General features: G+C 71.4%; 25 protein-coding genes and 2 riboswitches. Of the genes, 10 read left to right on the top strand and 15 right to left on the bottom strand.

Annotation, left to right across the window (positions count from 1 at the left end; all coding sequences use genetic code 11):
- Positions 1 to 9: 9 nt before the first annotated feature.
- The 8 genes from AC5RV6_RS07120 to AC5RV6_RS07085 form a co-directional block, all read right to left on the bottom strand.
- A complete protein-coding gene (locus AC5RV6_RS07120; RefSeq protein WP_494006570.1) occupies positions 10 to 1,260 on the bottom strand; it encodes an acyl-CoA dehydrogenase family protein in 1,251 nt (416 codons plus the stop codon).
- Positions 1,257 to 2,150, bottom strand: a complete 894-nt coding sequence (locus AC5RV6_RS07115) for a MetQ/NlpA family ABC transporter substrate-binding protein (protein ID WP_494006569.1) — start codon at positions 2,148 to 2,150, stop codon at positions 1,257 to 1,259. Before AC5RV6_RS07115 ends, AC5RV6_RS07120 begins: the two co-directional genes overlap by 4 nt.
- A 5-nt stretch (positions 2,151 to 2,155) precedes the next feature.
- The gene (locus AC5RV6_RS07110) at positions 2,156 to 3,649 is read right to left on the bottom strand and encodes an LLM class flavin-dependent oxidoreductase (protein ID WP_494006568.1); all 1,494 of its coding nucleotides are present in this window, start codon (positions 3,647 to 3,649) and stop codon (positions 2,156 to 2,158) included.
- A 24-nt stretch (positions 3,650 to 3,673) separates the two neighbouring features.
- Positions 3,674 to 4,606, bottom strand: coding sequence for a MetQ/NlpA family ABC transporter substrate-binding protein (locus tag AC5RV6_RS07105; RefSeq protein WP_494006567.1), 933 nt, complete (start codon positions 4,604 to 4,606; stop codon positions 3,674 to 3,676).
- 134 nt (positions 4,607 to 4,740) lie between these two features.
- A complete protein-coding gene (locus AC5RV6_RS07100; protein WP_494006566.1) occupies positions 4,741 to 5,406 on the bottom strand; it encodes a methionine ABC transporter permease in 666 nt (221 codons plus the stop codon).
- Entirely contained in the window at positions 5,399 to 6,250 is an 852-nt protein-coding gene (locus tag AC5RV6_RS07095) for a methionine ABC transporter ATP-binding protein (RefSeq protein ID WP_494006565.1), read from the bottom strand. The genes AC5RV6_RS07100 and AC5RV6_RS07095 overlap by 8 nt, the downstream gene beginning before the upstream one ends.
- Positions 6,251 to 6,369: 119 nt before the next feature.
- A riboswitch (SAM riboswitch) is annotated at positions 6,370 to 6,467 on the bottom strand.
- 104 nt (positions 6,468 to 6,571) lie between these two features.
- Positions 6,572 to 6,895 (bottom strand): hypothetical protein, encoded by a 324-nt coding sequence (locus AC5RV6_RS07090; protein WP_494006564.1) that lies wholly within the window; start codon positions 6,893 to 6,895, stop codon positions 6,572 to 6,574.
- A gap of 67 nt (positions 6,896 to 6,962) precedes the next feature.
- Complete coding sequence (locus AC5RV6_RS07085; protein WP_494006563.1) at positions 6,963 to 7,379, bottom strand: CoA-binding protein; 417 nt, start codon at positions 7,377 to 7,379, stop codon at positions 6,963 to 6,965.
- Between the two features lie 182 nt (positions 7,380 to 7,561).
- Here AC5RV6_RS07085 and AC5RV6_RS07080 point away from each other — a divergent pair, with 182 nt between their 5' ends.
- A complete protein-coding gene (locus AC5RV6_RS07080; RefSeq protein ID WP_494006562.1) occupies positions 7,562 to 8,323 on the top strand; it encodes a 3-keto-5-aminohexanoate cleavage protein in 762 nt (253 codons plus the stop codon).
- Between the two features lie 80 nt (positions 8,324 to 8,403).
- Positions 8,404 to 8,940, top strand: coding sequence for a GNAT family N-acetyltransferase (locus tag AC5RV6_RS07075; RefSeq protein WP_494006561.1), 537 nt, complete (start codon positions 8,404 to 8,406; stop codon positions 8,938 to 8,940).
- Between the two features lie 16 nt (positions 8,941 to 8,956).
- Here AC5RV6_RS07075 and AC5RV6_RS07070 read toward each other — a convergent pair whose 3' ends face one another.
- The 3 genes from AC5RV6_RS07070 to AC5RV6_RS07060 form a co-directional block, all read right to left on the bottom strand.
- Positions 8,957 to 9,730 (bottom strand): alpha/beta fold hydrolase, encoded by a 774-nt coding sequence (locus tag AC5RV6_RS07070; protein WP_494006560.1) that lies wholly within the window; start codon positions 9,728 to 9,730, stop codon positions 8,957 to 8,959.
- Between the two features lie 81 nt (positions 9,731 to 9,811).
- Positions 9,812 to 10,459, bottom strand: a complete 648-nt coding sequence (locus AC5RV6_RS07065) for a maleylpyruvate isomerase family mycothiol-dependent enzyme (RefSeq protein ID WP_494006559.1) — start codon at positions 10,457 to 10,459, stop codon at positions 9,812 to 9,814.
- Between the two features lie 302 nt (positions 10,460 to 10,761).
- Entirely contained in the window at positions 10,762 to 14,304 is a 3,543-nt protein-coding gene (locus tag AC5RV6_RS07060) for a bifunctional proline dehydrogenase/L-glutamate gamma-semialdehyde dehydrogenase (RefSeq protein WP_494006558.1), read from the bottom strand.
- 129 nt (positions 14,305 to 14,433) lie between these two features.
- On the opposite strand from AC5RV6_RS07060, the gene AC5RV6_RS07055 reads away from it, so the two are divergent.
- Positions 14,434 to 15,351 carry a LysR family transcriptional regulator gene (locus AC5RV6_RS07055; protein WP_494006557.1) on the top strand — a complete coding sequence of 306 codons (918 nt, stop codon included), beginning with the start codon at positions 14,434 to 14,436 and terminating at the stop codon, positions 15,349 to 15,351.
- Positions 15,352 to 15,396: 45 nt separating this feature from the next.
- A complete protein-coding gene (locus AC5RV6_RS07050; RefSeq protein ID WP_494006556.1) occupies positions 15,397 to 15,612 on the top strand; it encodes an FAD-binding protein in 216 nt (71 codons plus the stop codon).
- A 15-nt stretch (positions 15,613 to 15,627) separates the two neighbouring features.
- Here AC5RV6_RS07050 and AC5RV6_RS07045 read toward each other — a convergent pair whose 3' ends face one another.
- The 3 genes from AC5RV6_RS07045 to AC5RV6_RS07035 all read right to left on the bottom strand — a co-directional run bounded on the left by AC5RV6_RS07045 (position 15,628) and on the right by AC5RV6_RS07035 (position 17,358).
- On the bottom strand, positions 15,628 to 15,912 hold the full coding sequence (locus tag AC5RV6_RS07045) for a hypothetical protein (RefSeq protein ID WP_494006555.1): 285 nt from the start codon (positions 15,910 to 15,912) through the stop codon (positions 15,628 to 15,630).
- Between the two features lie 393 nt (positions 15,913 to 16,305).
- A complete protein-coding gene (locus AC5RV6_RS07040) occupies positions 16,306 to 16,563 on the bottom strand; it encodes a metal-sensitive transcriptional regulator (protein ID WP_494006554.1) in 258 nt (85 codons plus the stop codon).
- A gap of 72 nt (positions 16,564 to 16,635) precedes the next feature.
- Positions 16,636 to 17,358 carry an AAA family ATPase gene (locus AC5RV6_RS07035; RefSeq protein ID WP_494006553.1) on the bottom strand — a complete coding sequence of 241 codons (723 nt, stop codon included), beginning with the start codon at positions 17,356 to 17,358 and terminating at the stop codon, positions 16,636 to 16,638.
- A gap of 186 nt (positions 17,359 to 17,544) precedes the next feature.
- Here AC5RV6_RS07035 and AC5RV6_RS07030 point away from each other — a divergent pair, with 186 nt between their 5' ends.
- The 5 genes from AC5RV6_RS07030 (at position 17,545) to AC5RV6_RS07010 (ending at position 22,381) form a co-directional block, all read left to right on the top strand.
- Positions 17,545 to 18,609 carry an ABC transporter substrate-binding protein gene (locus AC5RV6_RS07030; RefSeq protein ID WP_494006552.1) on the top strand — a complete coding sequence of 355 codons (1,065 nt, stop codon included), beginning with the start codon at positions 17,545 to 17,547 and terminating at the stop codon, positions 18,607 to 18,609.
- Entirely contained in the window at positions 18,609 to 19,481 is an 873-nt protein-coding gene (locus tag AC5RV6_RS07025; protein ID WP_494006551.1) for an ABC transporter ATP-binding protein, read from the top strand. The genes AC5RV6_RS07030 and AC5RV6_RS07025 overlap by 1 nt, the downstream gene beginning before the upstream one ends.
- Positions 19,478 to 20,296: an ABC transporter permease gene (locus tag AC5RV6_RS07020; RefSeq protein ID WP_494006550.1), complete on the top strand. Its 819-nt coding sequence runs from the start codon at positions 19,478 to 19,480 to the stop codon at positions 20,294 to 20,296. Before AC5RV6_RS07025 ends, AC5RV6_RS07020 begins: the two co-directional genes overlap by 4 nt.
- A complete protein-coding gene (locus AC5RV6_RS07015) occupies positions 20,293 to 21,075 on the top strand; it encodes an ABC transporter permease (RefSeq protein ID WP_494006549.1) in 783 nt (260 codons plus the stop codon). The genes AC5RV6_RS07020 and AC5RV6_RS07015 overlap by 4 nt, the downstream gene beginning before the upstream one ends.
- 355 nt (positions 21,076 to 21,430) lie before the next feature.
- Entirely contained in the window at positions 21,431 to 22,381 is a 951-nt protein-coding gene (locus AC5RV6_RS07010; protein WP_494006548.1) for a type I phosphomannose isomerase catalytic subunit, read from the top strand.
- Here the strand turns inward: AC5RV6_RS07010 and AC5RV6_RS07005 are convergent, their stop codons facing one another.
- Positions 22,382 to 23,779, bottom strand: a complete 1,398-nt coding sequence (locus AC5RV6_RS07005; protein ID WP_494006547.1) for an LLM class flavin-dependent oxidoreductase — start codon at positions 23,777 to 23,779, stop codon at positions 22,382 to 22,384.
- A gap of 6 nt (positions 23,780 to 23,785) precedes the next feature.
- A riboswitch (SAM riboswitch) is annotated at positions 23,786 to 23,878 on the bottom strand.
- A gap of 351 nt (positions 23,879 to 24,229) precedes the next feature.
- On the opposite strand from AC5RV6_RS07005, the gene AC5RV6_RS07000 reads away from it, so the two are divergent.
- The gene (locus AC5RV6_RS07000; protein ID WP_494006546.1) at positions 24,230 to 25,048 is read left to right on the top strand and encodes an ABC transporter ATP-binding protein; all 819 of its coding nucleotides are present in this window, start codon (positions 24,230 to 24,232) and stop codon (positions 25,046 to 25,048) included.
- Positions 25,049 to 25,099 lie beyond the last annotated feature (51 nt).

Genomic DNA, 25,099 nt, shown 5'->3' with positions numbered 1-25,099 from the left:
CCGCCGCCCCTATGCCTTCCCCGGCGCGTCGCCGATGCTGCCCAGGCCTTCCGGCACGGTTCCGTTGATCTCCCAGTCCCCGATGCCGCGGGCCTTGAACACCGCCGGGTTGTGCGTGGCCACGGTCCTGGCGTTGCGCCAGTGCCGGTCCAGGGCCTTGCCGCGGGACACCGCGGAGGCTCCGGTCACGTCAAAGAGCCCCTGCGCGACGTCGAGCACCAGCTCCGGCACGGTCACCTGCGCCCGGTCCACGGCCAGCTCGGCGCGCAGATACGCCTGCTCCGGGCCCAGCCCCAGCTCCGGGTCGACGGCGGCGTCCAGGTCGGCCGCCGCCGCAAGCACAATCGCCTCCGCGGCGGCGGCCTTCGCGGAAAGCCTGCCCACGAGCTGCTGGATCAGCGGATCGTTCCGGAACAGCTCCCCGCCGCCGGTGTTGAAGGTCCGCTTCCTTCCCCGCACCAGGGCGGCGGCGTCGCGGACCGCGGCGCGGCCGATCCCGGCCAGGACCGCGAGCAGCACCAGCTGGAAGAAGGCCGCCTCCAGGGTGGCGCCGGCCGCGCCGCGGGAGATGACGTCCTCATCCGGCACCGGCACGTCGCGGAACCAGGCGGTGCCGGTGCCGGTGTGCTGCTGGCCGAAGCCGTCCCAGTCGTCGGCGATCTCCACCCCGTCGGCGCCCGCAGGCACGACGGCGTACTGCCGGCCGTCCACGCCCTCGGTGGTGGCCAGCACGGTGATCCAGTCGGCGAAGATGCTGCCGGTGGTGTAGTACTTCTCCCCGCTGAGGATCCAGCCCTGCGGGCCGCGCCGGAGCTTGGTGTTGGTGGTTCCCAGTGCGTTGCCGGTGCGTTCCGTGGCGGCGTTGCCGAAGATCTGCCCGGCGGCGATCCGGGGATACCAGCGGGCCCGGAACTGCGCGTCTCCCCGGCCGATGGTCTCCACGAACGCGAAGTGCGAGCGCAGCAGATGCGCGACGTTGGAGTCAGCCGCCGCGAGCTCCACCAGCAGCCGGAAGAGCTCCACATGGCTGGCGCCGTGCCCGCCGTGCTCCGGCGGCAGGCGCAGGGCACCGAAGCCGGCCTCCCGCAGCCAGCGGACCTGCTCGAACGGCAGGGTGCGCGTGCGCTCCCGGTCCGCCGCGCCGTCGGCGATCCGGGCGAAGAGCGGCCGAAAGCGCGCGGCGAGCGCCTCGTAGCGGGCCTCCGGGCCGGCGGCCGTCCGCGCGGCGTCGGGCGCCGCGCCCGTACCGAGGGCGCTCATGCCTGCCACCACCGGGTCAGCTCATCCAGCGGATCGGTGTCCCAGGGCGTGGGCAGCACCCCGCCCATGTATCCGGCGAACCACGCCCGGACTTCCCCGGACTGGTAGGCCTCCTGCAGCACCTGTGCCTTCTCGGAGGCCGCGAAGTCGGCGGTGCCGGCGACGACGCAGCGGAAGGGAAGCTGGTTGGCGTCCGCCTCGAAGGCCAGGGCACCGTCCCGCGTGAGTCCGATTTCTGCGGCGAGGCGGATGAAGAGGAACCCGGCGTCGACGTCGGGCAGCGTCTTGGACAGTGACTGCTGGTCCACTTCCACGAACTGCAGATTCCGCGGGTTGGCGGTGATGCTCTCCTGCGAGGTGTGGATGACGCCCACACCCTCCTCGAGCTCCAGGAGCCCCGCGTCCCGCAGCAGCACCAGGCCGCGGCCGTTGTTCGCCGGATCCACCGGCAACCCGATCCGGGCGCCGTCGGGCAGGTCGGCCAGGGTTCTCCAGCGTTCGGACCAGATGCCGGCCGGGGAGCCGTAGACGTAGAACAGCGGCTCCAGCTCCAGGTCCTTGTCCACGTTGAACTGCTGCAGATAGGCACCGTGCTGGAAGTAGTTCGCATCGAATTCGCCGTTGGCCACGGCAAGGTTCGGCTGCACGATGTCCGTCACGTAGGTGGCCTCCAGCGTCCACCCCTGCTCGGCGAGCAGTTTCTGCGCGATCTTGGTCGGCTCCTGGTAGGGCGCGGATTCGGTGACGATCAGGCGGATCCGCTTCTCGTCGGCGGCGGCGGAGCCGAGCCCGCAGCCCGTGGCTGCGGTCAGCGCGGCGGCGCCGGCGCCGATGAGGCTGAAGCGCAGGAAGTCCCGCCGCTGCAGGGAGGGCCGTGGGATAGGGGGCATGGGAATCAGTCCTGGGAGTCGGCGGAAACGGGAACGGGGGCAAGGGCAGGGACGGGGCCCTCCGCGGCGCGCCGGGTTTCGGCGGCCGCGGAGGAACCCTGGAAGGCACCGCGCCAGCGGGCGGCGGGGTGCCGGTCGTTCAGATGCGCACCGGGGTAGGCGGCGCTGCGTCCGAAGACCTTCTCCCGCAGCGTTCCTTCGGCGTACCCGGTCTGGGCGAGGCCGCGACGGCGCAGTTCCGGCAGGACACCGTCAATGAAGTCGGTGTAGGAGCCGGGCAGGAGGGAATTGATGATGTTGATGCCGTCCACGCCGGCGTCCTGCCAGCGTTCAAGTTCGTCGCCGATCTGTTCCGGGGTGCCGACGATCTGCTGCGCCTCGGTGCGGTACCGGGCGACGTCGGCCAGGGTGGGGTTGCGGCCGGGGGTGGAGGCGATGATGGCCTCCAGCACCCCGCGGCCGCCTTCGGTGGTGATGTCCCCGATGGGGGTGTCCAGGGGAAGCCCGCCGAAGTCGACGCCGAGCCCGCCGCCGATGTGCGCGACGACGGCGTCCAGGTCCAGGTAGGCGTCCAGGTCCTGCTTCTTCCGCTGTGCCTCCTCCTCGGTGCCGCCGACGACGAAGGACAGCCCGGTGAACACCAGGACGTCCTCCGGCAGCCGCCCGGCGTCGGCGGCATGCAGCCGTACCCCGGCGGCCACCGTCGCGGCGTGCTCCGGGTTGGGCGCGAAGATGAACGTCGCCTCGGCGTTGGCTGCGGCGAACCGCTGCCCGCGCCCGGAACTGCCCGCCTGGAACAGGAACGGGGTGCGCTGCGGCGACGGGGCGACCAGATGCGGTCCCTCAATGGAGTACCGGTCGCCGCGGTGATGGATCTTGTGCACCTTCTCCGGGTCGGCGTACACGCCGGCCGCCTTGTCGGCGAGCACCGCGCCGTCGTCCCAGGACCCTTCCCAGAGCTTGTAGACGGCCTCGACGTATTCGTCCGCCCAGTCGTACCGGTCCGCGTGCGCGGCCAGGCCGTCGCCGCCGAAGTTGCGGTGCGTGTTCTCCAGCACCGAAGTGACGATGTTCCAGCCGATCCGGCCACCGCTGAGGTGGTCCAGGGTGGAGACCTGCCGGGCGAACTGGAACGGATGGGACTGCACCACCGACGACGTCGCGGCCAGCCCGATGTCGCTGGTGGCGCCGGCCAGGGCGGACAGCAGGATCAGCGGATCGTTGGCCGGCACCTGCAGGCCGCGGCGCACGTGCGAGGCCCACCCGCCGTCGTGATCTCCGTAGAGCCCGGCGACGTCGGCAAGGAACAGGGCGTCGAACTTTGCCTCCTCCAGCTGCTGCGCCAGCCCGGTCCAGAAGGCGAGCTCGGTGTAGCGGTGCTGTTCGGCGTCGGGGTGGCGCCACTGCCCGCCGCGGATGTGGCTGGGGGTGTTCATGAGGAACGCGTTCAGCAGCAGGCGGGGCCGGCCCTGCGGAAAGCGGGGGCTTGGGGTGCTCATAAGGTCCTTTCGGGTAGGCACGGGTCAGGCTGCGGTGACGGAGGCGGAGAGCTGTTCGAAGGCGGGCAGCGGATCCTCGCCCCAGGGCAGCTGGAAGAAGCCGTCCTGGTAGCCGGTGAAGAACTTCCGGACCTCGTCGCTCTGGACGGCGATGCGCAGCGCGTTCGCGGCTTCGGAGCCGGCGAAGTCCCGGCTGCCGGCGAAGATGGAGCGGTACGGGATTTCGTCGTCCTCCTGCTCCTCGGCCACCACCGTCGCCTTTTCGTGGATGCCGGCGTCCACCGCGGTGGATTGGAACATGAACCCGGCGTCCACGTCTTCCAGGGTCTGGCTGAGCGAAAGCTGGTCCACCTCCACGAACTTCAGGTTCCGCGGGTTGGCGGTGATGTCCTGCTGCGAGGCGGTGACCACGGCGACGCCGTCGGCCAGTTCCAGCAGCCCGTGGGCGCGGAGCATGAACAGGGCGCGGCCGTTGTTGGCCGTGTCCACCGGGATGCTGACGGTGGCGCCGTCGGGCAGGTCGCTGACGGCCTTGTGCCTGTAGGAGTAGAGCACCGCCGGGGAGTTACGGATGTAGAACAGCGGCACCAGGTCCAGCCCCTGGTCCCGGTTGAACTGGGCGAGGTAGGCCATGTGCTGGAAGCAGTTGGCGTCCGCCTCACCGTTCGCGACGGCGATGTTGGGCTGGTTGATGTCGTTGACGAAGGTGGTCTGCAGCTCCCACCCTGCGTCCTTGAGCAGCCGGGCCGCGATCGTCACCGGCTCCTCGTAGACCTTCACCTGCGAGGAGATCAGCCGGATGGTGCGGCTGTTCCCGGCGGAGGCGCCGCCCAGGCCGCAGGAGGCGAGCAGCGGTGCGGCCGCTCCTGCGGCGCCGGCCGCGGCGAGGTACTTGAGCAGGGTGCGGCGGCTGGCTCCGGGCACGGTGGAGCTGTTTTTGGGTGTGGTGAAGTACAAGATGTCCTCTTCGGGAAGAATGCGGAAATGTGCGGGGCGGATGCGGGCCGGCCCCGGGGCGGCGCCGTCGGGTTGCTGCGTCAGGCGCCGCCGTCGGGATGGGCCCGGAAAGCGGAGGTGTGGCCCGGGGTGGGCTAGATGCGTTTGTCGGCGCGGCGGGCCAGCAGGGATCCGGTGAGCTGGACCGCCTGGACCAGCACGATCATCAGCACGATCGCGGTGACCATCAGCCCGGTCTCGTAGCGGTAGTAGCCGTAGCGGATGGCGAAGTCGCCGATCCCGCCGCCGCCCACCAGCCCGGCCATGGCCGAGTAGGAGATGAAGCTGACCGTCATGATCGTGATGGAGCCGATCAGCGCCGGTTTCGCCTCCACCAGCAGGACGTCCCGGACGATCTGGCCGCGGGTGGCGCCCATGGAGCGGGCCGCCTCGACCACGCCGCCGCCGAGCTGGGTGATGTTCTGTTCGGCGAAGCGGGCGAAGTACGGGATCGCGTTGATGGTCAGCGGCACGATCACCGCAGCGGTGCCGATGGTGGTGCCCACGACCAGCCGGGTGAACGGGATGATCGCGATCAGCAGGATCAGGAACGGGAACGAGCGGACCAGGTTCACGGCCGAGTCCAGGATCCGGTGCAGCTTGGGTTTGTGCCCCAGCCCGTTGGGCCCGATCGCGTACAGCAGCACCCCCAGCGGGGTGCCGAGCAGCACGGCGAGCGGAATGGAGACCAGCAGCATGGTGCCGGTCTCGCCGAGGGCGGCGAGCAGTTCCGGCCAGACTTCGAGGATGCGCTCAAACACCGGCCACCGCCTGGGTGGCTGCGGGAGCGGCGGCGCGGACCTTGGGCCGGTCCAGCTCGACGTCGTCGGAAACCAGGTACCGGCCGATCGCCGTCGCCGGGGCGAAGCCGGGCCGGGCCAGTTCGGTGAGGTCGAACTGCTCCACGACGCGGCCGGCCTCCATCACCGCCACGTTGTCCGCGATCGCCTTGACCACGTTCATTTCATGGGTCACCAGCACCACGGTGATCCCGAACTCCCGGTTCACGTCGGTCAGGTACTGCAGCACGGAGGCGGTGGTGCGCGGGTCGACGGCGGAGGTCGGCTCGTCGCAGAGCAGCACCTTCGGGTTGGTGGCCAGGGCGCGGGCAATGGCGACCCGCTGCTTCTGCCCGCCGGAGAGCTTGGCCGGATAGGTGCCGGCCTTGTCGGCGAGGTCGACGACGTCGAGCGCCTCCGCGGCGCGGCGGCGCCGTTCCGGTCCCGGGACGCCGGCGAACTTCAGCGACACCTCCACGTTCTGCGCCGCGGTCAGGTTGTTCAGCAGGTTGAAGTGCTGGAAGATCATGCCGATGCCGTGCCGGCGGCGGCGCAGCGCCCGGTCGTCCAGCGCGGTCAGCTCCTCGCCGTCCACCCAGACCCGGCCCGACGTCGGGCGTTCCAGCAGGTTGATGTTGCGCAGCAGCGTGGATTTTCCGGCTCCGGAGAAGCCGATGATGCCCTGGATGCTGCCGCCGGGAATGGTGAGGCTGACGTCGTCGACGGCGGTGAAGCTGCCGCCGGCCACGGTGAAGGTGGTGCCCACGTCCTCCAGCCGGATGGTGCTGCCTCCGGCTGCGGCGGGGGGCGGGTAGGTCTCGATCATGTGATCCTCCTAGGCGTCATGCCCGAAGGAAGGTATGCGTGCGTGCACTGCCGGAACCGGCCCGGGGGGCGCAGGGCAGCGCCGGGCAGGGCCGGGAAAGGCGGTGCAGTCTGCTGCCTTCTCCATCGGTCCTGGCATTAGCACCGTGCTTCACCGGCCGGTGAAGGGGTTGCTGCGGCGTCAGCGAGCCAGGTCTCTCAGCCGCTCGGGATGGTTAACGGGACCCATCCTTGCCGCAATGGAGGCACATGCGCAAGGACCGCCCGTGCAGCGGCGACACATTCCGCCACATGACGTGGGTCACATCTACTCTGGCCGTTCCTACGAAGAGGGTTCGGCTTCCTCCGCCGGGCTGTTCTCGTCGGTTTCCAGCGCCGGCTGCTCCTCGCGGTCCTCGCCGGTGTTGCCTTCGGCGACGGCGGCGTCACCGGCGTTCTCCGCCGGGTCGGCCTTCTCATCCACCAGTTGGCTGCCGGCGGCGTCCTCCGTGCCTTCGCCGGCGTCCGCGTCCTCTGACGTCTCCTTGGCCTCGTCCCGCTTGGCCTGCTGGCGCGCCTTTTCGGCGTCGGCCGTCATTTTGCGGGTGACGGCGTCGTTGAACTCGTTGGGGGAACCGGCCAGGTTGTCGCTAGGGCTCTCGGTCATGCTCATCTCCTTGCTCGGGGAACGGATGGGTCCTGTACTGCGGTGCGTGCCGGGCCGCGGCTGCGGGTCAGCGCCCGAACTGCGGCGCTTCGATCACCGGGCAGGTGTCCATCACGACGTCGAGGCCGGCGTCGGCGGCCCGCTGTGCGGCGGCCTCGTCGATCACGCCCAGCTGCAGCCAGACGGCCTTCGCGCCGATCTCGATGGCCTGATCCACCACGGCGCCGACCTTGGACGAGTTGACGAAGCAGTCCACCACGTCGATCTGCCCCGGAACCTCGGCCAGCGTGCGGTAGCCCTTTTCGCCGTCGAAGTCCTCGCCCTTGAGGTTCACGGGGACGATCTCCATGCCGAGCCGGTCCCGCACGAACCGCGAGACTCCGACGGCGGTGCGCATCGGATTGTTGGACAGCCCGACGACGGCCCAGCGGCCCTTGGTGGTGAGCAGTCGTCCAACGGTTTCGGGGTCATTCACGTGAGCCATGGGGTCTCCTTGCCTCGGGTGCAGATGGTTCCTGCACGGGGGTGCCGTGGTTCGCCCCAGCCTACTGGAGCGTGTCGTTTCGCGTCTCCGCCCGCTGTCGTGCACACTGTCCGGCACGGACCGGGCCCGCCGGGGCTCCAGTCTTCCCGCTCGCCGCCCGCTGCGATTTCCAAGGAGGAGCCATGCTCAAGGCCTGCCTGAACGGGCCGCGGCTGCCCGATGAGCATCCTGCCCTGCCGGTCACGGCAGAGCAGCTGGCCGAAGCCGCAGCGGCCGCCGCAGCCGCGGGCGCCGAAGCCGTACACCTGCACGTCAAGGACGCTGCGGCCCGGGACACCTTCGACCCGCTGCTGCATGCCGCGGCGGTCACCGCCGTCCGAGCCCTGGCACCGGGGCTGCCCGTTGGCGTCACCACCGGCGCATGGGCCGAACCGGACCCTGCCACCCGGGTGCGGCTGATCAGCAGCTGGACGGTGCTGCCGGATTTCGCGTCGGTGAACTGGCACGAGGACGGCGCCGAGGAGGTGGCCGCGGCGCTGCTCGGACGCGGGATCGGCGTCGAAGCCGGGCTCTGGACGCCGGCCGCCGTCGCCACCTGGCAGCACTCCGCGCTCCAGGACCGGTGCCTGCGCGTGCTGCTGGAGGTCCAGGATGAGCAGCCGGGGAGCGGTCATAACCGTTCCGGTTCCCCGCCCGACGACGCCGGCGTCGCCTCGGCGAAGCAGCTGCTGGAGGCGCTGGGCCCGACGGAGCTGCCGGTCCTGCTGCACGGGGAAGGCGCCACGGCCTGGCCGGTGCTGCGGTTTGCCCGGCAGCGGGGCCTCGACGTCCGGATCGGGCTGGAGGACACCCTGGTGCTGCCGGACGGCACGCCCGCAGCCGACAGCGCGGACCTGGTCGCGGCGGCCCTCCGGGTGGCCCGTGGGCCCCGGCCCGATCACTGATCCCTGCAGCCGACAGCCCCGGGAACGCTGCCCTCCGGAGCCGAAACCGGAATGGGGGTGCCCGCGGCTAGGCTGCCCCCATGACCTGGAAGCAGGACCCCACCTTCTGGACGCCCCTGGAGACCGAGCGGCTGCTGCTGCGCCGGCCCGAGGAGGGCGACCGTGCCGCCGCGGTCCGGCTGCACGCCGATCCGCGCACCAACGCCCACAATCCCGGCGCGGTCACCGAAGCCGCCGCGGAACGGACGTTCCGGGCGTTTCTGCGCCACTGGCGGGCCGAAGGCTTCGGCTACTGGACGGTGGCCCTGGCCGGGCGGCCCGAGGAGCTCATCGGGTTCACCGGGGTGCGGCTGCTCGACGTCGCCGGGCAGCCGGCGCTGAACCTGTACTACCGCTACGACCCGTCCGCCTGGGGCCGCGGCTACGCCACCGAGGGCGCCGCGGCGGCGGTCCGGCAGGCCCGGCTGCACCTGCCCGAGCTGCCGGTGGTGGCCCGCACCACGGCAGATAACCTCGGCTCGCAGAAGACCGCCCTGGCGGCGGGGCTGGAGCGCCGCCCGGACCTCGACGTCAATCACGGCGCCTGGACCGAAGTCTTTTTCACCGCGCCGGCGTAGCGGGCCCGGCCGGAGCTCAGTCGAGGAACTCCTCGATGGCCGCGGCGAGCGGTTCGTCGGCCACGCCGTGCCAGTCCCCGTCGAGGACCCGCAGTTCGGCGTCGCTGATCGCGTCGGCGGCGTCCCGCGCCCACTGCTGCATCCGTACATCACTGCCGGCACTGACCAGGACCAGCACCGGCACCTTGATGCCGGCCAGCCCCTCCAGCTCGGTGGTTTCCGTGAGCACCAGGTCGTAGGCGATGGTGTGGGCGGCGTCTTCGAAGGCGGAAACGTCCATGCCCGCCGCGGTGTGCTCCGGCACGCCGATGGAGCGCTGGAACAGGCGCACCGCCTCCGCCCGCTGTCCGGCGTCGATCAGCGACTGCAGCTGCCGGCGCAGCTGTTCGCCGCCGCCGGCGTCGGAATCCAGCGGCGGTTCCAGTGCCACCACCCGGGTGACGACGGCGGACTGCGCCGCGGTGCGCAGCGCGAGCAGCGCCCCGGAGGAAAAGCCGTAGAGGGCTGCGGAGCCGCCGGCCACCTGGATCACGGCGAGCAGATCATCGACCTCGGAGTTGGGCGTGTACTCCTCGCCGTCGCCGCTTTCACCCTTGCCGCGCCGGTCATAGGTGTAGACGGTGTGGTGCTCCGCCAGCAGATCGGCGAGGGTCGCGGCCACCGACGTGGTCCGGTCCATCAGCACGGGATCCACGATCACCAGCGGCGGGCCGCTGCCCCGGCGCTGCCAGGCGATGGGCACGCCGTCGGCGGAAAGGGCGCGTCCGGAAGCGGTGGCCGATGTGTCCATGGAGTGCTCCTGTCCTTGCCCCGGCAAGGCCGCCGGCGCGGTTGGCTGCACTCGAAGGGTAGGAACCGCCCGGTTGGGGGGTCAATGGCTTCCGTGAATTCGGCCGAGCAGGACCGGCAGTCCCGGCCCGTCGAGGTCCTCGAGGTAGGCGCGGCGGCCTGCCATGGCCATCACCAGCGCCAGCGTGGGCCCCGACACCAGCGGGCCGGTGCCCGAACGGAAGGGTCCGTCGTCGGCCTGCAGCTGCAGGCCGTCCGCTGCCGTCCTGCTGTCCACCGCGAAGTTGCGGGCGGCAAAGAACCACGCCACCGGGGTCAGGGCATTAAGCGACGGGGCCCGGGGAAGGCCCAGGGGCCGGCGGATGTCCTGGGCATGGACGAGGACTTCGCCCAGGTATGCGGGCGTGTGGCCGGAGGGCGCCGTCGTGCTTCCGATGACCGCCCGAAAGCGGGCGAGCGTGCCGGCCGGGTCCGCGCCGCGGAACTCCTCGAGCCGGCGCTGGTTGTGCAGGTCCGGGCGGAGCCGCGCGCCCGCCATGCTGCGCAGCCACTGCCACCGGGTCAGGCTGGCGGCGGCGATGAGATGCGCGACGACGTCCTCCACGGTCCATCCGGGGCACAACGACGGTTCCCGCCACTGCTCCGGGCTGAGCCCGGCGAGGTCCTCGGCGAGCGCCGCCCGCTCGGCGTGCACCAGGTCCCACAGCTGTTCATCCTCACGACGCCGCATGCCGCTTCCCTTCACATTGGTGTGCGGCAACGTACCACGCGGGGTGTTCAGGGTGTTCGCGCCCGGCGGTGGCTGCCTCCGTCTTGATCCCGGCCCACCCCGGCCGGTTTCCCTCCGCTTCCTGACGCACCCCGACCGGTTTCCCTCCGCTTCACGGCGACCCCCTCCAGTTTGTGCCCCTTCCTCCGGCTCCAAGTGGAGGGAAACCCGGGCAAGTGGAGGGAAACCCGGGCAAGTGGAGGGAAACCGGCACAACGGAGGGCCCGGACCGCCGCCGGACCCTCCGCTGTCCCGTCCTTACCTCAGATCAGGTGGTCGGTGAGGTGGTTGGGCGTGCCGAAGCGGTGCGCGGTGATGCTCACGGCCTGCTCGTGCAGGAACGGGAGCATCTCCACGCGCCCGGCCTCGGTGACCTCCCCGGCGTAGACCGCGACGTCGGGACGCCCGCCGGTCGCGGCGATGGTCTCCGCCCGGTTGCCGCCGATCAGCCGGACCCGGCCGCCGGCCAGGTTGCCCGCGAAGGCCAGCCACGCGGCGTCGTCCTCCGTCCGCAGCTCGACGCCCACCTCCTGCAGCAGGGACCGCGCGGCCGCCGGCAGCGGCGCGGCGGCGGAAACGGTCAGCGGCGCTCCGGCCCGCAGCCCGGCCGCGACCACGCGCAGCAGGTCGGCCACCGGGGCGCCGTCGGCCAGCCGCACCGTGACGGGGACGGGCAGGTAGCGGAAGACGTTGCGCTCGGCGGCGAGGCCGGTCACGTCACGGGCCTGGCCGAATTCCTGTTCCCAGGCGGCGGCGTCGCTGGCCAGCGACCGGGCCAGGAAACCGGCCGCGTCCGCGCCGGCCAGCTCGCCGGCCGCCTCAACGAGGGCCTGCAGCTTCAGATCCGGCGTCGCGCCCGGTGCGGCCTCGAGCCCGGAACCGGCAGCCCTGGAACTTGCAGCGCGCCGCCAGTCGCCCAGCCCGATGAGGTAGTTCGGGCCGCCGGCCTTGGTGCCGGGGCCGACGGCGGACTTCTTCCAGCCGCCGAACGGCTGGCGCTGCACGATCGCGCCGGTGATGTGCCGGTTGACGTACAGGTTGCCGGCCTGAGCATGTTCCAGCCAGTAGCCGATCTCGGCCGGGTCCAGCGAGTGCAGGCCGGCGGTGAGCCCGTAGTCCACCTCGTTCTGCAGGGCGACGGCCTCCTCCAGGGTGTCGGCGGTCATGATGCCCAGCACCGGGCCGAAGTACTCGGTGGTGTGGAATTCGGAGCCGCGGCGCACGCCGGCGCGGATGCCGGGGCTCCACAGCCGGCCGCTGTCGTCAAGCTGCCGCGGCTGCAGCACCCAGTTCTCGCCTTCGCCCAGCTCGGTGAGCCCGCGCAGCAGCTTGCCCTCCGCCGGTTCGATGATCGGGCCCATCTGCGCGGCCGGGTTGGCCGGCCAGTCCACGGTCAGGGAGGACACGGCGTCCACCAGCTGGTCGTGGAAGCGGCGGGAGCGGGCGGTGGAGCCGACCAGGATCACCAGCGACGCGGCGGAGCACTTCTGCCCGGCGTGCCCGAACGCGGAGTAGGCCAGGTCCTTGGCCGCCAGGTCGAAGTCCGCGCTGGGCGTGACGATCAGCGCGTTCTTGCCCGAGGTTTCGGCCAGCAGCGGCAGGTCCGGGCGGAAGGAGCGGAACAGCTCGGCCGTTTCGTACGCGCCGGTGAGGATCAGCCGGTCCACGGCCGGGTGCTCGATCAGCTGCCGGCCCAGGGTGCCTTCGTCCACGTCCATCAGGGCGAGCAGGTCCCGGGACACGCCGGCGGCGTCGAGCGCCTCCCACAGCGCCTCGGCGAGCACGGCGCCGCACCGGCGGGCGGGCCCGGCTGGCTTGAGCACGACGGCGGACCCCGCAGCCAGCGCGGCGAGCGTGGACCCGGCCGGGATGGCGACCGGGAAGTTCCACGGCGGGGTGACCACCGTGAGCCGGGCCGGCACGAACTCGGCGCCGTCCACGCTGTCCAGTGCGCGGGCCTGCTCGGCGTAGTAGTGCGCGAAGTCGATCGCCTCCGACACCTCCGGGTCCGCCTGGTCGAGGGTCTTGCCGGTTTCGGCGGCCATGACCTCCAGCAGCTCGGCACGGCGGGCGGCCAGCGCGTCGCCGGCGGCGTGCAGCACCTCGGCGCGCTGCGCTCCGGTCAGGGCGCCCCAGCCGGCCCCGGCGGACAGGGCCGCCGCGATGCCGGCCTGCAGCTGTTCCCCGGTGTCGACGGCGGCCGCGGCGATGGTGGCCGCCCCTGCCTCGCTGCCGGGCACGCGGGCCAGGATCTGCCCGCCCCAGGCACGGTTGGCGGCGACGGCGGGGTCGGTGTCCGGCGTGTTGTCGAACCGGTCCCGGGGCGCCGGGGCCTCCGGACGGGTGCGGTCCTGCCGGCGGGCAGGCCCGGGCACCTCGGTGTCGAGGGCGGCCAGGGAGGTGAGGAAGCGCTGCTTCTCCCGCTCGAACAGCTCCTCGTTGGCGGCGAGCTCAAACACCGCGGACATGAAGTTCTCGGAGCTGGCGCCTTCCTCCAGCCGGCGGGTCAGGTAGGCGATCGCGACGTCGAACTCCTGCGGGCGCACCACCGGGGTGTACAGCAGCAGCCCGCCGACGTCGCGGCGCACCGCCTCGGCCTGTCCGGTGGCCATGCCGAGCAGCATTTCGAAGTCGATGCCGTCCCGGGCGCCGCGCTCGCCGGCGAGCAGCCAGGCCCAGGCGATGTCGAACAGGTTGTGCCCGGCCACGCCGATCCGCACATTGGCCGTGTGTTCGGGGCGCAGGGCGTAGTTCAGCACCCGCTTGTAGTTGGTGTCGGTCTCGGCCTTGCTGCCCCAGGTGGCCAGCGGCCAGCCGTGCAGTGAGGCCTCCACCTGCTCCATCGGCAGGTTGGCGCCCTTGACCACGCGCACCTTGATCGGCGCCCCGCCGGAGGCGCGGCGGACGGCGGCCCATTCCTGCAGCCGGATCATGGCGCCCAGGGCGTCCGGCAGGTAGGCCTGCAGCACGATGCCGGCCTCGAGGTTCCGGAACCGCGGCTGGTCGAGGATGCGGGTGAAGACCTCCACGGTGAGGTCCAGGTCCTTGTACTCCTCCATGTCCAGGTTGATGAACTTGGGGACGGCCGCAGCGGCGGCCTGCTCATAGAGCGGGGCCAGGTGCTCGACGACGTCGGCGGCGGCCTCGCCGAAGGCCCACGGTGAGTGCGGGGCGACGGTGGAGGAGACCTTGATGGAGACGTAGTCGACGTCGTCGCGGGCCAGCAGCCGGTGTGTGCCCTCCAGCCGGCGGCCGGCCTCGCGGGTGCCGAGCACGGCCTCGCCGAGCAGGTTCACGTTCAGGCGGATGCCTTCGCGGCGGATCTTCACAATGGAGCGGCCTAGCCTCCGGTCGGTGGCGTCCACGATCAGGTGCCCGACCATGCGCCGCAGCGCGGCCCGGGCGGCGGGGATGACGACGCCGGGCAGCACCGGGGCGACGGCGCCGCCGGTGCGGACGGCGGCGCGCAGGTACCAGGGCAGGAAGGCGGGCACCTGCGGGGCCAGGCGGCGCAGGTTGCGGGCGGCCACGGCCTTGTCCTCGGGGCGGATCACGCCGTCCACGAAGCCGACGGTGAAGTCCAGTCCGCCCGGGTCCCGGAGTACGCCGGCCAGCTGGGCGGCGGAGCGGTCCACGGGGTAGCCGGCGGCCTCGGTGAGCCAGCGGCGGACCAGGGCGGCGGCCTGGTCGGCAAGGTGGGTGGGCAGCGCATCGTCCGGCGCCGTGGCCGGGGCCGGGGTGCGCAGTGCCCCGTCCGGGGCGGTCACGGTGGTGCCGGGGCCTGGAGGGGTGGGGAGAGTGGTCATGGCGACGCTCCGATACTGGTTCATGGGGAACGGCGGTACCCGTTACCAGCCACTATGCGCTCTCCGGGGCTTTAGATAAAGTGATGTTTTCCGAGGTTTATTCGTTGGTTTTCCTGAAGGGTGCCAGGCGTGTTGGATGTCCGGCGGCTCCGCCTGCTGCGGGAGCTGAAACTGCACGGCACGCTGGCCGCTGTGGCCGAGGTCGTGCGGCTCAGCCCGTCCTCCGTTTCCCAGCAGCTAGCCCTGTTGGAGAAGGAGGCGGGGGTGCCCCTGCTGCGCCGCGCCGGGCGCCTGGTCCAGCTCACGCCGCAGGCCGAGATCCTGGTGGCACATACCGAGGAGCTGCTGCGCATCCTGGAACGCGCCGAGTCGGACCTGTCGTCGTCGCTGACCGAGGTCGCCGGCACGGTCCGGGTGGCCGTCTTCCAGTCCGCGGCCCTGGCCCTGATGCCCGGCACGCTCACCGCCATGGCCCAGCGTTTCCCTTCGGTGCGGGTGGAGATGATCCAGCGGGAACCGGAGACGGCGCTGCGGGAAACCTGGCAGCGGGAGTTCGACCTGGTGGTGGCGGAGCAGTATCCGGGGCACGCGGCCGCGCATCATCCGGAGCTGGACCGGCGGGCGCTGACTACCGACGCCATCCGGCTCGCCGTTCCGCCGTCCTGGCCGCCGCGGCCGATCGGTACGCTGCAGGACCTGCGTGAGGCCGTCGAAGGAGCGGCCTGGGTGATGGAACCGCGCGGCACGGCATCCCGGCACTGGGCGGAGCAGATCTGTCGGCAGGCCGGGTTCGAACCCGATGTGCGCTTTGAGACGGCCGACCTGCAGGCGCAGACCCGCCTGATCGCCTCCGGCAACGCGGTGAGCTTCATGCCGGACCTGCTGTGGGCCGGGGGCACCGCGCCCTGCCTCCTGCTGGATCTGCCGGGCGATCCACGCCGGACGATCTTTACCTCCGTCCGGCAGTCCGGGGCCTCCGGGCCGGCGCTTGCCGCCGTCCGCTCCGTGCTGGAAGAGACCGCCGCGCTGGTGTTCGCGCCGGCCTGAGGCGCGGCGGACACCTCCGCGCCGGCCGGGCCGGCACCCGGTACAGTGCCTCTGTCCGATCTGGGCACCTGCGGAGGGCTGCGCGCGGACGCCCGGGGGCGTGTGCTGCAGCAGGACGGGATGCCGTTCCAGGGCCTCTGGGCGATCGGCAACACCGCCGCCAACGCGTTTGGCCGCAGTTACCCCGGTGCAGGGGCAACCATTGGCCAGGGGCTGGTGTTTGGCCTCATCGCGGCCCGGGATGCGGCCCGGGCCGGCTGAGGACGAACCGGTGGCTTAGCGGCCGGCGTCGTAGGTTCCGGTGTAGCTGCCGGCCGGGCAGCCGCCGCTGACCGGGCGGGCCCCGCTGACGTATCCGGAGGGGGCGGCGGCACGGCGGCCGCCGGTGTAGTTGCCGCCGGATACAACCGCCTGCTGGCGGGTCCGGTCGAAGCCGGCGGTGTAGCTGCCGCCCAGCGGGAAGGCACGGCGGGCCGCGGCGGCGGCGGGCGCCGGCTGCGCGGTAACGGCCTCCTCGAAGACGGCGGGGGCGGTATCGATGCGGGTGGTGGTGAAAGTCAACGGTGCTCCTTGAAGACGGCAGCACGGCATCACCGTCTGGGCCGACGGTGGCGTGCAAAAGGCTTGGCGCCTCCGGCTCGGGCGAGCCGGATCCCCGCGGCCGCCGCGGTGTGCGGCGGATCATCGACGGGTGGTTCGCAGTCTCTGCTGCGGGCGTGTCTTCAGCCTACCGGACTTATTCTGAGTAATTCAAAATAACTAAGGAAGGTCACATCCCCGCGCGGGGCGGGCGCCGGGAGGGCGCCGGGAGGGCGGGGCGGGGCATGGAGGCGGAGCGAGGGGCCGGGCGGGCGGAGCCGCACCCGCCCGGCCACGCGATGCTCAGCGTCCGAACAGGCGGGACAGCCAGCTGCCGCCGGACGAGGGGGCAGCCTTGGTGGCGGCGCTGCAGGCTCAGGCCAGGGACAGGAAGAGCTTCTCGAGCTCCTTGCGGTCCATCTCCTCGCCGCCGGCGGCATAGCACTGCTCCAGGCCGCTGGCGATGATGGCGAAGCCCGCCCGGTCCACGGCCTTGGAGACGGCGGAAAGCTGGGTGACCACGTCCTTGCAGTCGCGGCCCTCCTCGAGCATGCGGGTGACGGCGGCCAGCTGGCCCTGGGCACGCTTGAGGCGGTTGATGACCGGACCCATCTCGGCGGGATTCAGTTCCATGGGGCTTCCTTCGAACGGCTGCTGGAGTAGCTGCCAGTATACCCCCCTAGGTATCCCGCGGCCGGTCCGGGATTAGGAAAACAGGTGCCGCAGGTACCGCTCGGGAGCGTTGAGGTAGGAGCGCCAGTTGAACACCAGGTCCAGGTCCTCCCACTCGGTGCGGCGGATCCCGGCGTCGGAGGTTTCATAGATCACCGCTCCGGGCAGGGACGCCAGCACCGGCGAGTGGGTGGCGCACAGCACCTGGCTGCCGGCGTCGGCCAGGTCGCCGAGCACCCCCATCAGCGCCAGCGTGGAGTTGAAGGACAGCGCCGCTTCGGGTTCGTCCAGGCAGTAGAAGCCGGTGCGGCCCATGTAGGACCCGATGACGGCCAGGAAGGATTCCCCGTGGCTCATGGAGTGGAAGTCGGGGCCGCCGAGCTCGTTCTGGAAGGTGTAGTAGCCGTGCATGGTCTCGGCGCGCAGGAAGAACCCCCAGCGCGGCACGCCCGGCCGCTGCACCAGGGTCAGCAGGTCCGCGAGCGCGGATTCCGAGCGGAACGTCGAGTGCGCCGAATGCACCGTGCCGCCCTCGGGACCCAGCCCGTAGGCGGCCGCGGCGGCCTCCATCAGGGTGGACTTGCCGGTGCCGTTCTCCCCCACGAGGAAGGTGACCCCCGGGCCCAGCTCCAACCCGGAGTCCAGCACCTGGGCGACGGCGGGCACCGACGCCGGCCACGCGGACCGGTCCCAGGCGGCGTCGCGCGAGGCCTGGATGCGGCGGACGAGGCGGGTGTCGCTGAACGGCGTGCTCACGAAGCCATTGTGCCCCGCCCCGCGCCTTCCCGCCGCCTTCGACGCGGCCGGCAGCACCTGCGGGCCGTGCCTGCACACGGTGTTAACACCGGCTTTACCGCCGCGTAACGCCCCGTCGCGGCAGCGGAAACATGCCGTTCCTAGGCTCAGGCTGCCCAGCTCCTTCCACCGAAAGTCCCGGTACCCATGACCCTGATTCCGCGTTCACCGCGTTTCAAAGCCGCCCGCGTCCTCCTCGGCCTCGCCGCCGCCTCCAGCCTGCTGGTGGTCACCGCCTGCGGCGGTTCCGACGCCGACGCCGGAACGGAGGGCGCGGACTACGGCACCGTGGACGTGAACCTGTCCTGGATCAAGAACGCCGAGTTCGCCGGCCTGTACTTCGCCGATGCCAACGGCTACTACGAGGAGGCCGGCTTCTCCGAGGTCAACCTCATTGCCGGCGGCCCGAGCGGCACCTCCACGGAGGCCATGGTGCTCTCCGGCGGAGCCCTGGTCGGCACCTCCAGCCCGGTCGGCGTCGCACCGGTGATCGTGGAGGAGGACGCGCCGCTGAAGATCATCGGCACCACCTATCAGAAGAACCCGTTCGCGATCATCTCCCTCAATGCGCAGATCGCCACCCCCGAGGACCTGGTGGGGAAGAAGATCGGCGTGCAGGCCGGTGTCAACGAGACCCTCTTCGACGCGCTGCTGGATATCAACGGCATCGACGCCGCCTCCGTGGAGAAGGTGCCGGTGCAGTACGACCCGCAGCCGCTGGTCAACGGCGAGGTGGACGGCTTCTTTGGCTACCTCACCAATGAGGCGCTGACCCTGGAGCTGGCGGGGCAGCCGCCCACGCTGCTGCCCTTCGCCGATCACGGGCTGCCGTTCATCGCGGAGAGCTTCGTGACCACCGACGAGGCGATCGAGACCCGGCGTGAGGAGCTCAAGGCGTTCCTGGCCGCCAGCCTGCGCGGCTGGCAGGACGCCGTGGACGACGCCGAGGAATCTGCCCGGCTCGCGGTGGAGGAATACGGCGCGGACCTGAACCTGGACATGGCCAAGGAGATCCGGCAGGCCGAGGAGCAGAACACCAAGCTGGTGGCGACCGAGGAAACCGAAGCCAACGGCCTGTTCACCGTCTCCGAGGAGCTCATGCAGCAGAACATCGACATCCTCAAGCTGGCCGGCTTTGACCTCACCGCCGAGCAGGTCTTCGACATGAGCCTGCTGGCCGAGGTCCTCGAGGAAAACCCGGAGCTGAAGTAATGCCCCACCGCACACCCCTCCACACCGCCCCGCCGGCGCCGCCGTCCGACCCCGTCTCCGGGGCAGCCGGCGGCTCCGCCCCGCTCCGGCCGCCCGGCACCGGCATCAGCCTGCGCGGCCTGACCAAGACGTTCGGCACCGGCCGGCGCACGGTCACCGCCCTCGACGACGCCAACCTGGGCACCGACCGCGGCTCGTTCCTGTCGCTGCTCGGGCCGTCGGGCTGCGGCAAGTCCACCATCCTGCGGATCCTGGCCGGGCTCGAGACGCCCTCCGCCGGCGACGTCCTCGTGGACGGCAAGACGCCGGAGGAGCTGCGCCGCGGCCACGAGCTCGGCATCGCGTTCCAGGATTCCGCCCTGCTGCCCTGGCGCAGCGTGTACGCGAACATCCGGCTGCCCCTGGAGGTCGCCGGAATGCCCGTCGACGACGCGTACATCCGTGAACTGATCCGTCTGGTCGGCCTGGACGGCTTCGAAAAGGCCCGCCCGGCGCAGCTGTCCGGCGGCATGCGGCAGCGCGTCTCGATCGCCCGGGCGCTGATCCTCAAACCCTCGGTGCTGCTGCTGGACGAGCCCTTCGGCGCCCTGGATGACATGACCCGGCAGCGCCTGAACCTGGAACTGCTGCGCATCTGGACCGAGAAGCCGGCGACCACCCTGATGGTCACCCACGGCATCTCCGAGGCGATCTTCCTCTCCGACACGGTGGCGGTGATGAGCCCGAGGCCGGGCCGGATCAAGGAAGTGATCAGCGTGGACCTGCCGCGGCCGCGGACGCCGGAGATGATGCGCACCCCCGAGTTCCATGCCCTGCACGATTACGCGTCCGAGCTGCTGTTCGGCGGCACGGACGCAGCGGAGGCGCCGTGAAACGCCGGCAGCTTCCGCCCTGGAGTGTCGGCGCCGCGGGCGCCGTCGGAGTGCTGGCGCTCTGGTGGATCGGAGCAGCCACTTTCCTGCGCGGCGTCGGCGCACCGCCCGACGGCGGGCCGGGTGCCATTCCGACGCCGTGGGCCGTGCTCAGCCAGATGGCAGCCGACGGGTGGGGGTTCTACCAGCGCAACGCGTCGGTCACGCTGGCCGAGGCCGGCGCCGGCTACCTGTGGGGCAATGCGCTCGCCCTTGGCCTGGCGTTCCTGGTGCTGCTGGTGCCGCGGCTGGAGCGCCTGGCCACCCAGCTGGCCGTGGTCAGCTACTGCCTGCCGGTGGTCGCCGTCGGGCCGGTGATCTTCATCGTGCTGGGGCCGCCGCGCACCGGCGAGGCCTCCGGTACCGCCGTCGCCCTGGCTGCCCTTTCGGTCTTCTTCACCACCATGGTCAGCGCGCTGGCCGGGCTGAAGGCCGCGGACCGCGCCAGCCTGGATGTGGTGACGGTCTTCGGCGGCGGGCGCATCCAGCAGCTGGTGAAGGTGCGGATCATCGCCGCGCTGCCGGCTGTGCTGGCGGCGCTGAAGATCGCCGCTCCGGCCGCGCTGCTGGGCGCCATCCTCGGTGAATACGTGGGCGGCGTCGACCGCGGGCTGGGCCCGGCCATGGTGAACGCGCAGCAGACCCTGGAAACCGCCCGGGTCTGGGGCGTGGCCCTGGCCTGCACCGCGCTGGCCGGTGCGGCGTACGGGCTGCTGGGCCTGGTCTCCCGCTGGGCGGCACCGTGGGCCGCCGGCACCAGGGCAGGTGCGCTGTGACGGCGGCGCTGCAGGCCTCCGGGCGGCTGCTGCTCGGCCTGGCTGCGTCCCTGGCCGTGGTGGGGGTGCTCTGGATCGCGCTGCTGGAGATCTTCGATGTCTCCGCCTACATCGGCAAAGGCCCGGCAGACGTGTTCGGCTACCTGGTCCTCGACGCCGACGCCGGCGCGAACCGGGCGTTGGTGCTGGCCGAACTGGGCCACACCCTGCTGGACGCGGGCATGGGGTTTGCGGCCGGCATGGCCGCCGCCCTGCTGGCGGCGACGCTCTTCACCCTGTTCCGCGGGGTGGAGCAGGCGCTGATGCCGCTGGCCATGCTGCTGCGCTCGGTGCCGCTGGTCGCGCTGGCACCCATGATCATCCTGATCTTCGGCCGCGGGCAGCTCACGGTGGCGGCGATGGGCGGCATTGTGGTGCTGTTCCCCGCCCTGGTGACCATCGTCGTCGGGCTCCGTTCAGCGTCCCCGGCCATGCTGGAGGTGATCCAGGTCTACGGCGGCAGCCGCTGGGATGCCTTCCGCAAGGTGGCCCTGCCGTCTTCGGCGCCGGCGTTCTTCACGGCGCTGCGCGTGTCCATTCCCGGCGCGCTGACCGGAGCGCTGCTGGCTGAGTGGCTGGCCACGGGGCAGGGCATCGGCTACGGCATCGTGTCGGCGGTGTCCCGGGCCCGCTACGACTACGTGTGGGCGGCGGTGGTGGCGGTGACGCTTGCCTCGATCCTGCTGTACGCGCTGGTCGCGGCGGTGGAGGCGGCGGTGAAGCGACGGGCCGGGGCCTGAAGGGCCTGCCCCGGCACCCCGGGGGGGCAGGAAACCGGGGGCAGGAAAACGCACTCCCGGCAGCAGGCTCACGGGGAGTCTTCCGGCCTGGAAGCGTAAAATATTAAAAGTGGTTGCGGACGGTCGGTCCCCGGCCGCCGGCACCTCCGGTCCCCTTTTCCAGTGAGTTTTTTTCCAGTGAATGCAGTGACTCCCCGTGCGAACTGATTCTGCACATACCGGCTTCGAAGCCCCCTCCCGCCGACCTTCAGTATCTCCGTCTCCCCGCAGCGTGCTCGTCGACTGGAATCCCGAAACGTATTGGCAAACGCTGGCCCGATTCGCTTCGGATCAGGCCGCCGCGTTGCCGCCTCCGGTGACCGAATCCGGCTCGCCGTTTCCCTTCCGCCTCCAGGTCCTGGACGCCGACGTTCCGCTGCCGATCATGCTGCACCCGCACTGGGAGCAGGCCCTGGCGGGATTTGTGCGGGAACAGGCCCGAGGCGTGCCCTTGGCCGCCGGCAACCGCAATTACAAGGACCGGGAGCCGAAGTGTGAGGTCGCCGTGGCCCTCACGCCCCTGCGCGTGCTTGCAGGGGAACGGACTCCGGAGGAGCTTCAGGCCATAGCTGCGGACCTGGAGCTGCCCTGGCTCCGTTCCTACCTCCGCTTCCGCCACGAGACGGCCATCCACTCGATCCTGCGCATGACGCCACATGAAACGGCTGCCGCCCTGCGGGAAACCGCCGAGGCCGTCGCCCGTGCACCTCGCCTTGACGGACCTGCCGCGGAGGCAGCGGCCGTGGTCCGCCGGCTGCAGCAGCTGTTCCCTCAGGACCGCGGCATTCTGCTGGCCGTCTGCATGCAGCTGATCCACCTGGATCCCGGCCACGCAGCCGTGATTCCTCCGGGATGCCTGCACACCTATCTTTCCGGCCAGGCCGTGCTGGTGATGGGCACCTCGGAGAATGCGCTGAAGGCCGGCCTGACCAAGGAGTACGTGGATCTCTGCGAACTGCAGCAGCTGACCGGCCGCGGACAGCCGGCCCCTTTCCCCCTGCCCGTGCTCGACGTCGGCGACGGCGAGCAGCGCATCCCGCTCTGGAGCGACGGCCTGGACCTGCGCAGGGTGGTCGTCGGCAAGGACCCGAAACCCGTCCGGGTGGGTCCGTTCAGCGGAGTGCTGGCCGCATTGGACCCCGCCGGCATCACCGTGAACGGGACCTCGGCGGAGATCGAGCCCGGAGCCAAGATCCTGTATGCCGGCGAGCCCGCGACGGCCGCCTTCACCGGGCCGGCGCAGGTTTTCGTGGCCTCGACGCTCTGATCAGCGGGCGACCTCGGCGGGACGCAGCCGGAACCGGGCGCCGCGGTGCGTCTGCGGCAGCTTGTCTCCGGCGCCGAACAGCTTGTGCCGCAGCGTGCCCGGCTCATACGCCGTCCGGTACGCGCCGCGCTTCTGCAGCTCGGGCACCACGAATTCGACAATGTCCTCGAACGTGCCCGGAGTGATGGCGTAGGCCAGGTTGAACCCGTCCACGTCGGTGTCCTCCACCCAGCGGATCAGCTCCTCGGCCACCTCGGCGCCGGAGCCCACCAGGCGCGGGCCCAGCCCGCCGATTCCCGCAGCGGCGGCGATGTCGCGCACCGTCCACGGCGCGCCGCCGTCGTCGCCGCTCTGGAAGTTCGCAACGGCGGACTGGATGGCGTTGGACTGCACGTCACCGATCGGCGCGTCCAGGTCGAATTCGGACAGGTCGATGCCCATCCACCCGGACAGCAGCGCGAGCGCGCCCTCGGTGCTGGCGTAGCGCTGGTACTCCTCGTGCTTGGCGGCGGCACCCTCGGCGGTGGCGTCGGTGATCACGGTCAGCAGCGTGTAGATCTTTACGTCATGCCGGTCCCGCCCGGCGACCTCGACGGCGTCGCGGATCCGCTGCACCGTGGCCTTGAGCTTCTCCTTGCTGTGCGCGCCGATGAACACCGCCTCGGCGTTTTCGGCGGCGAACGCGACGCCGCGCGGCGAGGCCCCGGCCTGGTAGATCACCGGGGTGCGCTGCGGGGAGGGCTCGGTGATCGCGATGCCCGGCACCTTGAAGTACTTGCCCTCGTGCCGGATCTCGTGCACCTTCGCCGGGTCCGTGAACACTCCGGATTCGGGGTCGCGGACGACGGCGTCGTCCTCCCAGGAGCCTTCGAGCAGCTTGTAGACCACCTCGAGGTATTCGTCGGCGTGGTTGTACCGCTCGTCGTGTTCGAGCTGGTCCTCCTGGCCCATGTTCCGCGCCGCCGACGGCAGGTAGCCGGTGACGACGTTCCAGCCCACCCGGCCGCGGGTCAGGTGGTCCAGGGTGGCCAGCCGGCGGGCGAACGGGTACGGGTGCTCATAGGCGGTGCCGGCGGTGACGCCGAAGCCCAGGTGCTCGGTCACATGCGCCATGGCGGAGACGGTCAGCAGCGGATCGTTCACCGGCACCTGGGTGCCCTGCCGCAGGGTCGCCTCGTTGGAGGCGCCGTACACGTCGTAGGTGCCCAGCACGTCGGCGATGAACAGCCCGTCGAACAGGCCCTTCTCCAAGGTCTGCGCCAGGCTGGTCCAGTAGTCCAGGTCCGTGTAGCGGGCGGACTGGTCCTGCGGATGCCGCCACAGGCCCGGGGACTGGTGGCCCACGCAGTTCATGTCGAAGGCGTTGAAACGGATCTGGCGGCGCGCGGAAGCAGGCATGAGATTCCTCCATCGGTCCTGGCAGTAGCACCGTCCCTGCGGAACAGGGGGTTGCTGCGGCGTCGACGAGCCAGGTCTCTCGGCCGCTCCGGATGGGTACGCGTCCCATCGTGGGCCCTGCCGGCCCGGCTGGCAAACGTGCCGGGTCACGGGCCGTAATGCCCGACGCCGGTACGCGCCTCCGGCCTGGAAAGGCCGCCGGAAAGCGGGCCGGGCAGGCGCAGGAAATGTTACGCCCGGACTTGCCGGATCCCGGGGCGGGGGCGTTTAGTGGTCTCTTGACCATCCCGAGCGGCTGAGAGACCTGGCTCCGTGACGCCGCAGCAACCCTGGTCGCCGTGCTTCCTCCTTGAGGCGCGGCGATAACGAGGAGACCGCCGCAGGAGGCCCGCACCGCGGGCCCAGGGCGATCTCCGTAGGGTGCTACTGCCAGGATCGATGGAGAAATCTATGACATCTGTGCTGGCATCCCAGTCCCCTGCCGCCGCCGAGACCCGGCGCGGCTCCGCCCTTCCTGTCACCTTCAGCGCGCTGGAACGGACCTTCGGCTCCGGGCCGCAGGCGCACACCGTGCTCCGCGACGTCGATTTCGAGGTCCGTGCCGGTGAGGTGCTCGCCATCCTCGGCGCCTCCGGCTGCGGCAAGTCCACGCTGCTGCGCGCCGCAGCCGGCCTGGACCACCCCACCCGCGGCTCCGTCCTGATCGACGGCACTCCGGTCTCCGGCATTGACGAACGCTGCGCCGTCGCGTTCCAGGAACCGCGGCTGCTGCCGTGGCAGACCCTGCAGGCGAACATCGCCATGGGCCTGCCGCGCGGCATCAGCGCCAGCGCCGGCAAGGCCAAGGTCGCCGAACTGCTGGAGCTGGTGGAGCTCGGCCGGTTCGCCAAGCACCGCCCGACGGCCGTCTCCGGCGGCATGGCCCAGCGGGCCTCCCTGGCCCGGGCGCTGGCCCGCACCCCCGGCGTCCTGCTCCTCGACGAGCCGTTCGGCGCCCTGGACGCGCTGACCCGGCTGAAGATGCAGGACCTTTTGCTCGACATCCACCGGGCCACCCCCGCCACCGTGCTCCTCGTGACCCACGACGTCGACGAGGCACTGCAGCTCGCGGACCGGATCATCGTCCTCGGCCGCGACGGCGAGGCCCCCGGCGCCACCATCACCCGCGTCATCGACGTGCCCGGCGAGCGCCCGCGGGACCGTGCCTCGGCCGGGCTGGCCCGAATGCGGGTCGAGCTGCTCGAAAGCCTCGGCGTCGAACGCCGCTAGGCCGTCGACGCCGCCCGCTGCCTCCGCTTCCCCTTTTCCTTCCCCGCCGCC

The sequence above is a fragment of the Arthrobacter saudimassiliensis genome (assembly GCF_059090665.1).
This window is presented reverse-complemented; position numbering and strand designations above follow the sequence as displayed.

Bases quoted from the DNA above. Each gene is read 5' to 3' on its own strand.
- AC5RV6_RS07120 (WP_494006570.1), bottom strand. From the start codon at position 1,260: ATGAGCGCCCTCGGTACGGGCGCGGCGCCCGACGCCGCGCGGACGGCC.
- AC5RV6_RS07115 (WP_494006569.1), bottom strand. From the start codon at position 2,150: ATGCCCCCTATCCCACGGCCCTCCCTGCAGCGGCGGGACTTCCTGCGC.
- AC5RV6_RS07110 (WP_494006568.1), bottom strand. From the start codon at position 3,649: ATGAGCACCCCAAGCCCCCGCTTTCCGCAGGGCCGGCCCCGCCTGCTG.
- AC5RV6_RS07095 (WP_494006565.1), bottom strand. From the start codon at position 6,250: ATGATCGAGACCTACCCGCCCCCCGCCGCAGCCGGAGGCAGCACCATC.
- AC5RV6_RS07090 (WP_494006564.1), bottom strand. From the start codon at position 6,895: ATGACCGAGAGCCCTAGCGACAACCTGGCCGGTTCCCCCAACGAGTTC.
- AC5RV6_RS07085 (WP_494006563.1), bottom strand. From the start codon at position 7,379: ATGGCTCACGTGAATGACCCCGAAACCGTTGGACGACTGCTCACCACC.
- AC5RV6_RS07080 (WP_494006562.1), top strand. From the start codon at position 7,562: ATGCTCAAGGCCTGCCTGAACGGGCCGCGGCTGCCCGATGAGCATCCT.
- AC5RV6_RS07075 (WP_494006561.1), top strand. From the start codon at position 8,404: ATGACCTGGAAGCAGGACCCCACCTTCTGGACGCCCCTGGAGACCGAG.
- AC5RV6_RS07070 (WP_494006560.1), bottom strand. From the start codon at position 9,730: ATGGACACATCGGCCACCGCTTCCGGACGCGCCCTTTCCGCCGACGGC.
- AC5RV6_RS07065 (WP_494006559.1), bottom strand. From the start codon at position 10,459: ATGCGGCGTCGTGAGGATGAACAGCTGTGGGACCTGGTGCACGCCGAG.
- AC5RV6_RS07060 (WP_494006558.1), bottom strand. From the start codon at position 14,304: ATGACCACTCTCCCCACCCCTCCAGGCCCCGGCACCACCGTGACCGCC.
- AC5RV6_RS07040 (WP_494006554.1), bottom strand. From the start codon at position 16,563: ATGGAACTGAATCCCGCCGAGATGGGTCCGGTCATCAACCGCCTCAAG.
- AC5RV6_RS07030 (WP_494006552.1), top strand. From the start codon at position 17,545: ATGACCCTGATTCCGCGTTCACCGCGTTTCAAAGCCGCCCGCGTCCTC.
- AC5RV6_RS07025 (WP_494006551.1), top strand. From the start codon at position 18,609: ATGCCCCACCGCACACCCCTCCACACCGCCCCGCCGGCGCCGCCGTCC.
- AC5RV6_RS07005 (WP_494006547.1), bottom strand. From the start codon at position 23,779: ATGCCTGCTTCCGCGCGCCGCCAGATCCGTTTCAACGCCTTCGACATG.
- AC5RV6_RS07000 (WP_494006546.1), top strand. From the start codon at position 24,230: ATGACATCTGTGCTGGCATCCCAGTCCCCTGCCGCCGCCGAGACCCGG.